The organism is Streptomyces sp. GSL17-111, assembly GCF_037911585.1.
Lineage (GTDB): Bacteria > Actinomycetota > Actinomycetes > Streptomycetales > Streptomycetaceae > Streptomyces.
In genome coordinates, this window is the sequence record NZ_JBAJNS010000004.1 from 1 (window position 1) to 3341 (window position 3341).

Here is a 3341-nt window from a genome sequence, read left to right on the forward strand (position 1 = left end):
GAAGCTGAGCACCAGGGAGGCCCGCGCCGCGATTGAGCGGGCCTACCGGGACGGCCTGAGTGTCCGTGAGGCGGCCCGCGTCGCGACCCGGTCCCCGAGCCAGGTACAGCGCGTCTTCGCGGAGCTGGACGCGCTCGCGCCCATTGCGGGCCAGACCGTCATCGGGCTGGACACGGAAGCGGCCTGACGCACCGAAGCCCCGTCCGGTCACCGGGCGGGGCTTCGCGGTAGAGGATGATCCCCCCAAACGGCGACGGCCCGGAGTTCGCAACTCCGGGCCGTCCGCCCCCGATCTCGACCCAACCGAGAACCGGAGACGTTGCTCAGTGACGAGCGTACGAGAGTCCAGCACCACCCCGCCACAGCACCCCGCCGGAGTTGCGCCGCTTACCCCTCCGCGTGAGCGCAGTGGCCCCGTGAACCCTCAGCCCACCCCCCAGAGCCCCGCAGGCCCGCGCTGCCACTGCGGCACCCCCATCACCCGCACGCCCGGCAAACGGCCGCGCATCTACTGCTCGCCCCGCTGCCGGATGGCTGCCAAGCGCGCCATCGACCGGGCCACTGCGCTGCCCACCACGACCGGTGAGGCGGCACCTCCTGAGGCAAAAGCGAACAGGCGCCTTGGTACTACCGGAGAAAGTGCAACCCGCGCAGGTCAGAGCGCTGCGCGGGGGGCCGCCGGGGCAAAAGCGGACACGCCTGCCGCGCTTGCCCGAGACGGCCGCTGGACCCTGCGGGAGGGCCTGTCTCGCGTGACGAACGACAAGGCTCTGAAGGGGTGCGGCCGGTCCGCCATCGCGGGCGGCGTCTCGGTCGTGATGAACGGCGGCGTCGCCCACCTGACCGGCGTCGCGACGTGCGGGAAGATCCACCTCTGCCCGGTGTGCTCCGCGAAGATCCGGGCCGCCAGGTCCGAGGAGATCGACACCGTCACCGGCGCGTGGCAGGCGGCCGGTCACGGGCTGGCGATGATGACCCTGACCCTGCGGCACTACCGGCGGATGCCGCTCGGTACGACCCGGCGCCGGGAGCGCGGCGGGCTGGTCGCAGTTCAGCACGACGCGTGGATCACTGCGTTCGGAAGCCGCGCCGGGAAGATGTGGCAGCGGCTCCAGGAAGACCACGGGATTGTCGGCTACGTCCGCGTCTGGGAGTGCACCGTGGGCGCGGACCACGGATGGCACCCGCACTTCCACGTACTGCTGTTCACGTCGGCACCGTGGACCCGCGACCGTGCCGACGCCTTCGAGGGGGCCGCCCGCGCCCGCTGGGTCCGCTCGGTGGAGAAGGCGGGCGGCTACCGGCCGAACGACAAGGGCGTCAAGGTCGATGTCCCCCGGCCGCAGGACGCCCGGCAGTTCAGCCGGTACCTGTTCAAGAGCCAGGACGGCAAGGCTCGGTTCGAGCGCTGGGCGCCCGGCGCCGAGCTTGCCCGCACCGACATGAAGCACGGACGCCGGGCGTCCCGCACCCCGTTCGAGGTGGCCGAGGGCGCGGCGGCCGGGCTCGCCGACGACGTGCCGCTGTGGCACGAGTACGAGCGGGCCGCCCACGGCATCCGCGCCATGTACTGGTCCAACGGCTTGCGCGCGTTGCTGGCCGAGCTGGTGGAACTGGACGACCGGACTGACGAGGAGATCGCGGCCGAGGAGATCGGCGGCGAAGGCGTGGCGCTCATCCCCGCCGAGACCTGGTACGGCGCCGTCCTCCGCTACCGGGGCCGCTCGCTGGAGTTGCTCCGGGCGGCCGAGTCCGGCGGCGTCACGGCGGTCCAGGCCCTCATCTCCGGATGGGGTCTGGAGTGGGGGAGGGACGTCCTCCCGGCGCCCGTCCCGGACGCGGACTGATATCAGTCCGCACTATCTCGCTTCCGGCTCCTACTGCCCGGGGTGTGCTCTGCGGGGCACACCCCGGGCAGACCCAAAAGCAGACCTGCCGCACACCCGTCGCAGGGGCACCGGGCGGTGCTCGTGCTCCTGGTCGTGCTCGACGTCGTGCAGCTGCTCGACGTCGGCGGCCGTGGGATCGGTGATGCAAGGGTGTGCGGCATGAGACGAGAGATCCCACGGGACGGGGAGGGCCGGCGGTTGTGCGAGCACTGCCTCACGCCGGTGCCGGAATCGCTGGGCACGAAGCCGCGGCGGTACTGCTCGCGCAGCTGTCGGCAGCGTGCGTACGAGGTGCGGCGGCAGCGCGAGGCGGTCGAGCTGGCCGTCGCGGTGCGCGAGTCGATGCGGCGCCAGGGCCTCGACCCCGACGCTCCGCCGGACTTCCCGGCCCGAGGAACGTCACGTGACGTTCGCCGAGTTCCGCCCCCTGCAACGTCACGTGACGTTGCGGAGTCCGCTGGTCAGCTCGCGTTTCCGGTGGGCGGTGAACCGAGCGGCGGCGCGGACTAGGCGACGGCGTGCCCGGCGGGTTCGCGCGGCAGCGTGGGCAGTGACGGTCGGGGCCGACGTCCTGGTCGTGGTCCTCGACCCCGGCCGCCCGCGCGAGTAGCCCGGCGGCGGGGTGGTGTGTCACCGGCGGGCGGCCAGGGCAGGCCCGCGTAGCGGGTGAGCGCCACGCCCGCCACGGCGGCGGCGGCGTCCGTCACGGCGGCGCGGTCCCTGCGCCCGTGTGGCGCCGGGCCGCACCGGGTGCGGCCTTTTCGGCGGCCGTCGCAGGAGGGGGACGGGCACCCCCTCCCCCGTAGCCAGCCTCCCCCTGAGGACCCCGTGCCGGGCGGCAGTCGGCAGCGGTGGCGCCACGTAAACCGCCCAGCGTGGCCGACAAGGGCCACAGACGGCCGTCTGAGCGCCTGTCAGGGGCGGGGTGGGGTCATCGCCTTGTGCCACGGGGTGAGGGCCGCAGACGGCCGTACAGGCAGGTACGCGGAAAAGCGCTGCGGGCGGTCGAGTTGGGGGCGTAGGGTGCTTGTGCAAGCTGCGTGAGTGTGTCAGTCTGCGCACATGAAGCAGAAGACGCCAGCTGAGCTTCGGGCGCAAGCCGAGGCAGAGCTGAAGCCGATCGGCCAGAAGCGGATCAAGCTTTTGGCGCAGCTCGAAGCCCTGGATGCCGAGCTGCGCCCGGTCCTGGTTGAGGCCGTGCGGATGGAAGTGCCGCTGCGCCGCATCTACGAGCTGACCGGCGTCTCTCCGAACACCTCGCGAGCATGGCGCAGGGCCGACGACACGAAGGGATCTTGAGATGACCAGTGCCGAGTACCGGGCTCAGGCGGAGGAACTGCTGACCGCTCGCCATCGGGAGAGCCTGCCGCCTGAGTTCGTGGCGCAGGCGGCCGTCTGGGCGGAGCTGGCGCGTTCGGCTGCCGTGGTCGAGGCGGCCGAGATCGAGGCGGC

At 72.5% G+C, this 3341-nt stretch carries 3 protein-coding genes; all 3 read left to right on the plus strand.

The genetic code is table 11. The annotated features are described in order from the left end of the window. On the plus strand, positions 1-187 hold a 187-nt coding region (locus V6D49_RS26135), incomplete at its 5' end, for a hypothetical protein (RefSeq protein WP_340564511.1). A gap of 565 nt (positions 188-752) precedes the next feature. Further along, complete coding sequence (locus V6D49_RS26140) at positions 753-1847, plus strand: protein rep (protein WP_340564513.1); 1095 nt, start codon at positions 753-755, stop codon at positions 1845-1847. Positions 1848-2951: 1104 nt separating this feature from the next. Continuing rightward, the gene (locus V6D49_RS26145) at positions 2952-3188 is read left to right on the plus strand and encodes a hypothetical protein (RefSeq protein WP_340564516.1); all 237 of its coding nucleotides are present in this window, start codon (positions 2952-2954) and stop codon (positions 3186-3188) included. The last annotated feature ends 153 nt before the right edge of the window (positions 3189-3341 follow it).

Excerpts from the sequence above, each read along its gene's own strand:
- V6D49_RS26145 (WP_340564516.1), top strand. The coding sequence starts at position 2,952 with ATGAAGCAGAAGACGCCAGCTGAGCTTCGGGCGCAAGCCGAGGCAGAG.